The organism is Trichocoleus sp. ST-U1 (assembly GCF_039961835.1).
Taxonomy (GTDB): Bacteria; Cyanobacteriota; Cyanobacteriia; order Cyanobacteriales; family FACHB-T130; genus FACHB-T130.
Genome location: NZ_JAMPJZ010000148.1, coordinates 1 through 5,251, shown reverse-complemented (window position 1 = coordinate 5,251; position 5,251 = coordinate 1). Strand labels below are relative to the sequence as shown.

The 5,251-nt window shown below is 46.9% G+C and carries 7 protein-coding genes and 2 pseudogenes; 7 read left to right on the top strand and 2 right to left on the bottom strand.

All coding sequences use genetic code 11. From position 1 onward, the window contains the following. Nucleotides 1–86: 86 nt before the first annotated feature. Nucleotides 87–2,003 (bottom strand): GTPase family protein, encoded by a 1,917-nt coding sequence (locus NDA06_RS26185; RefSeq protein WP_348251934.1) that lies wholly within the window; start codon nucleotides 2,001–2,003, stop codon nucleotides 87–89. A 127-nt stretch (nucleotides 2,004–2,130) separates the two neighbouring features. On the opposite strand from NDA06_RS26185, the pseudogene NDA06_RS26180 reads away from it, so the two are divergent. The 7 genes and pseudogenes from NDA06_RS26180 to NDA06_RS26150 form a co-directional block, all read left to right on the top strand. After that, nucleotides 2,131–2,267: pseudogene (locus NDA06_RS26180) on the top strand (BrnT family toxin); the annotation flags it as partial. 3 nt (nucleotides 2,268–2,270) lie between these two features. Continuing rightward, the gene (locus NDA06_RS26175) at nucleotides 2,271–2,528 is read left to right on the top strand and encodes a BrnA antitoxin family protein (protein WP_190528768.1); all 258 of its coding nucleotides are present in this window, start codon (nucleotides 2,271–2,273) and stop codon (nucleotides 2,526–2,528) included. A gap of 490 nt (nucleotides 2,529–3,018) precedes the next feature. Continuing rightward, nucleotides 3,019–3,516 carry a hypothetical protein gene (locus NDA06_RS26170; RefSeq protein ID WP_199302972.1) on the top strand — a complete coding sequence of 166 codons (498 nt, stop codon included), beginning with the start codon at nucleotides 3,019–3,021 and terminating at the stop codon, nucleotides 3,514–3,516. A gap of 122 nt (nucleotides 3,517–3,638) precedes the next feature. Next, on the top strand, nucleotides 3,639–3,767 hold the full coding sequence (locus tag NDA06_RS26165) for a hypothetical protein (protein ID WP_277878458.1): 129 nt from the start codon (nucleotides 3,639–3,641) through the stop codon (nucleotides 3,765–3,767). 7 nt (nucleotides 3,768–3,774) lie between these two features. Then, on the top strand, nucleotides 3,775–4,011 hold the full coding sequence (locus NDA06_RS26160) for a hypothetical protein (protein ID WP_190683968.1): 237 nt from the start codon (nucleotides 3,775–3,777) through the stop codon (nucleotides 4,009–4,011). Continuing rightward, nucleotides 4,008–4,754, top strand: a complete 747-nt coding sequence (locus NDA06_RS26155; RefSeq protein ID WP_190987248.1) for a nucleotidyl transferase AbiEii/AbiGii toxin family protein — start codon at nucleotides 4,008–4,010, stop codon at nucleotides 4,752–4,754. The genes NDA06_RS26160 and NDA06_RS26155 overlap by 4 nt, the downstream gene beginning before the upstream one ends. A gap of 67 nt (nucleotides 4,755–4,821) precedes the next feature. Beyond that, complete coding sequence (locus tag NDA06_RS26150; RefSeq protein WP_190987247.1) at nucleotides 4,822–5,046, top strand: type II toxin-antitoxin system Phd/YefM family antitoxin; 225 nt, start codon at nucleotides 4,822–4,824, stop codon at nucleotides 5,044–5,046. A 111-nt stretch (nucleotides 5,047–5,157) separates the two neighbouring features. Here NDA06_RS26150 and NDA06_RS26145 read toward each other — a convergent pair. After that, nucleotides 5,158–5,251: pseudogene (locus tag NDA06_RS26145) on the bottom strand (IS5/IS1182 family transposase); the annotation flags it as partial.

The window sequence follows — 5,251 nt, the reverse complement described above, 5'->3', positions numbered from 1 at the left end:
GCCGACCTGTTGGTTCGCACTGCATTAAGTCTGATAGCCGGATTAAAATTCGCTAAGAAGCCTAAAGCAGGTAAAGAGCCATCGGCTCAAATTTGCTTGAGATAGAACTCAAACCGTTGCCGGAATTGTTCAACTGTCAGATTTTGAGTCCAATATTCCACTAAAGCGTGACCAAATGCCCAAGCATTGCGTTCTGGTGAAGAGGGGTTTTCCAACAGTAGAGGCCAAAGGGATAGCAAATCAAAGTTGATCGGGTTTTCGCCCGGATTCAAGAGCGAGAACAAATCATACGCCATCTGGAGTTTGCCAATCACAACCGGCAATTGTTCCACGGGAATTTGGTCTGCTAGCACGTATGCTAGATTTGGTCGTCCGGTTGTCAGTGTCGCAATGAACTGGAGAACGGGACTTTTGAGGAGTGCAGCCAGTCCCTGTGTCGTTGTCATCTGAAAGGTGTAGCGGTCGATGATTTTGGCAGCAGCGACAGTGCGGGCATCCAAGTTACGCAAAAAGCGGGCAAGGCGGAGTTGCTTGGTAGGCGCGATCGCATCCACCAGCGCCAATGATAGCGCGTCCATTCCCCACGCAGTTCGACTCGTTTTCGTGTCACCTGTGACGACGGGTAGAACCAAATCGCAGAAGTCGCCTAGAAGCTTCGCCCGATACTCGGTCGCTTCCCGAATCGCCTTTTCCTTTGGGCGATCGCCTGCTTGCCAGTTGTAGGGAGGTTCCCACTCGCGGATGGGGCGCAGACGATCCACCTGAGTGACGATGGCGATCGCGCTCAAGTCTGCCACTTCCGCCTTCATATCTTTGAGAAAGTCCACATCCATTTGCAGTGCCGGATCGAGGGCAGGAGTGACTAAGAGCAGCAAATCTGCATTGGTGGCATAATCCAGCACAAGCTCTCGTAAATCCGCCCGGTTCACTTGTTCGTACCCCGGCGTATCCCAAAGCGTCAGGGTTTCCCCTAATTGGCTCTGCCAGTGGTAATTCTGAATTTTATCGGTGCTGGGCAACACATCCACGGCGGCTCGATCTGCTTGAAATAGCGTATTAATCAAGCTGCTTTTTCCAGATCCGGTTCGTCCCACTAGCAGAATATTGACAGGTTTTTGCTCAACCGCTTCGACGGGTTCTGTTTGAGCCAGGATGTCTCGGAGGGTTTGCGTCTTTGCCTTGGGTAGTGTCGGTGTGGAAGTAGAGGATTCTGACTCTGGTAGTGTAGTCGTTCCTCCATAGAGAGCGATCGCTTGCCGACATAAGTTCCGCAGAGCGGCTTCCCGAAGCATCTGGCTCAAATTCCCCAGCAATTCCTGATTTGCCTGATTACTGGAACGCTGAGTGACTTGTTTTGCTACCGCCACCACCGGATTCAAGAACCACTGTGCCCAATTCCAGGCTTGCCAGAGTTTCCGAGCCGATGGTTCCAGCTTGCGGTAAACTCCGTATGCCTCGTATGCCTGCCCAATCGTGACCCGATCGAGGGCAGGAGATAACTTCTGTATCCACCCGTCCAGATCGTCCACCGTTCCCCGAATCAGTCCGTAAGCTTGGGTAACGTGAATGTTGAGCAGGGGATACTTTACTTCAGGATTGTAGACATGAGCGATCGCGCTAACAAGATCCTGGCATCGCTGCCAAAAAGTTTGCCAGTCTTCCCAAATCGGGCGATCGCTCTGTGCTGCTTTCAGGATCTCTTGATAGGCGACTTCAGCTTGATTTACAGCATCCTTTCCCCCTGGTAGGCCTACAGTGTCGCCTGTACCAGATTCGAGTTCGGCGCTAACCTCCGCCATGACCGATTCTATTTGCGCGATCGCGGGTCGAGTCCACTTCACCAGCAGCCAACGCCAACCCACAAATACGACGGTAAACACGCCCCAGATCCAATTAATCCGCCACTCGTGAATCTGCAACCCTGCCGATATCAGCAAGAAACCAACGATCGTTGCGATCGGCGTTGCTAACACCACCCACTGCCACACCTTTAATTGCACCATTGTTCCAAACCTGTCTCGATTCGACTTCTTATACCGTTATTGTCGATCTAACTGCCTCTGATGCTAGACCCCGTAATGTGGGATAACATCACAAATCAGGGTGTTCGACCATTGTTGGTGATTTAACAAGCGATTTATTACAGATGGTATAGATGCCTTCGGTCGAGTTTTAGTTGTTGTTTAACATGGCGTGACAATAAGATTCGATTGATTTCTGCCCGCAAAGCTACACGCCATGAGCGAAAGCAATATGAGGAGGAATAACTGATGGAAGCTGAGTATGATTTTAGTCAGGGGAAGCGGGGAGCAATCGAGCCAACACCGCCAGGGAAAACCCGTATTACCATCCGATTAGATGATGATGTTTTGGCATGGTTTCGCGAGCAAGTTCATCTAGCAGGTGGAGGAAACTATCAGACATTAATCAACGATGTACTTCGCCAGCACATTCAACAGTGTCGCGAACCGTTGGAGGAAACGCTACGGCGAGTTTTACGAGAGGAACTTGAGCGAATTCGGAAATGAGCTGCACTCGGCATTGCCAATACAACCCACTGCCACACCTTTAATCGCACCATTGCCCTATCCCTGCCTAAATTAGACTTCTTATATCGCTATTGTCGATCCTGCTATAAGTACGCGATCGCGATCACTCGCTGCGGTAAGCTGTTCCTATTTCAAGTGCTAGACCGTTTACTGGAGGCTAAAATTACTAATAAGCGTGTTAAACCGCTGTGAACGGTTTAATAACTATTTATCTACAGTGAAATAAAGGTTAGTTGGAGAGTAAAAGTTGACAGAGTTTACCTACAGTCCGCCGGAATCGCCAGCTTTTCTCCATACGCTTAGGAGCTACCTGCGAGCGATAAAAAAAGATGACATTGACACTCTACTTATCAATTCGACTTACGAAGTTGTTTCATCTGGTTCGTTTTCTCACGTTCGGTGGGACTCTTACGATGCTACTGTAAGATTTTGCGTACCCGTTGCACACCTACCCAAATTCACAGAGAGTGTGAAAAAAGAGTTACTGGCTGCTGTCTATACTGTATTTCCAAAAGAAGTTGGTTATGAAATAAATGACTTAGAAATATCGCCTATTATCGAAGCTCCACCAGATGATGGAAAGCTATTATCAAATTCTGCATCGCTTGTCTCTAGTGGAACTATTGAGCATGACGGCTTAAGGTTTCGCTCTCGCTCTGAAGTGAAAGTTTACAATGAACTAAAGAGGCGAAATGTACTGTTTTTCTCCAATGCAACCGCTGTATTAGGTGGAAAAGATGTGAAAAGAGAGCCAGATTTCTTAGTCTGTCAAGATGGAAAGTGGGGAATTCTGGAGGTTATGGGAGATCAGTATCATCCAAGCGCTACTGCAATGCGAGACCACGACCGAGCAAGGTTATTCAAAGACTATGGATTGTATTTCATTGAATTCTACGATGCTAAAGAATGTTACAACAGTCCTGCTCAGGTTGTTGATGAATTTCTAAAGCATCTGTCAAGATCATAGGAAATCTGAGCAGATAACACCTTGTTGTAGTGGACACAGAGGCGTGTCCCGCTGAGCACACTCCCAAAAACTAGGCAAGAATTTGATTAACTCCCGTCCAAGTATTTGGGTCAGGAAGCAAAGTGAGATCGCCAGCAAGAACGAATAAAGCGATCGCTCCTGTAAATTGGTTTTGTTTGCACGTAGGTAGCAGCGCGATCACCGATGATTGGGCTATTCTAGAAGTAGAGTTAGCCAAAGTTGTCGATTAGAGGAGCTATGACAACCGCCACACCAACAATTAATCCACCTGTTGTCCCAAAAAGGCTGCATTTTTTAGAGTCAATCTGCTGGCAGACAGGAGATGTCTATCGGTTTACTCCGGAGCAAATGCTGAGTCGCTATGAGCGGGGTTGGGAATATCGCCAGCTATTTAGCAATCTTGAAGGCGAAGAACTACGTTTCCTAAAGGAACTTGCAAAACGCTATAATTCCTGGCTACAAGCCTGTTTATGACCTTCCGATTAGATTACCATAATAAAATCCTCACGATTCTTGAAAGTTTAGATGCTGAGGTACTTAGGAAGGGTTCTGCTTACTTCGGTGGTGGAACCCTTCTTGCACTTGATTTTGAAGAATACCGCTGGAGTAAGGATGTTGATTTTATCTCTCCTGTTGGTGAATCAGGCTACAAATACCTCCGCACAGTCATATTTGATGGTGGATATGAAGCATTGTTTCGCGATCTGAGTAGAATCCAAGTTGGACGTGGCACCACTGACCAGTATGGAATTCGGATGATGGTTATTGTTGATAATATCCCCATCAAGGCTGAAATTATCGCTGAAGCTCGTTTTCAACTAGATCCGCCAAGATATCCAAAGTGGTCATCTGTCGCCTGCTTAAGCCTCAATGACTGTTTCACGTCCAAGCTGCTTTCAAATTGCGATCGCTACATGGACGACAGTGTTGAGGCAAGAGATTTAATCGATCTAGCAATTCTTAGATTGCAATCTTCGATTCCACAGGAATCAATTGAGAAAGCTGAAAAAGCGTATGAGGTTGTACGTCCTTTGAAAAAAGCGATCGCACGCTTTCAGGAAAGACCCCATTACAGGCAGGAATGCTTTCTCAGTCTGCAAGTTGATAAAGTTAAGATACCCAGAATTATTGACGGTGTTGATTTCCTAGCTACCGATTTAGGCTTGGCTACTACCGAGAGACATTTTAAGGAGCAGCATGATATTTTTACTGATTGAGAGACACAAGAGGGAATAAGGGAAGAGCCATAACCATGCAAAAGTGACGCTATGCTAACGGTAACGATTGAGGAAATTCAGCGAGATATTGCAACTTAACCTTCACCAAGTCGAAGCAGCTGAGACTCTTATTGTCATGCAAACAGGAAAGCCTGTTGCTGAAATTAGACAAATTTCACCAACCGTTAAGCAACTTCAACCTTTTGCTCTTTGTGCTGGAGAGTTCACTGTGCCAGATGATTTTGACACTCTATTACCAAAAGACATTCTGACTGCATTTGAGGGTACATGAAGCTACTGCTTGATACCCATGTGTTTCTTTGGTTCATCAGTGGCGAGCGTCGATTATCAAATGACCGCAAGGGCAGTATCTGCGATCCAGACAATAGACCTCCTGCATGAATCAGTGAGTATGTGCCAGTTCGTAGTTCAACAGTCCCGCAATCAAGTTGAAGCGTAAGCCAAACCGCTTTCTACGATTGCGATAGCGTCCCGAA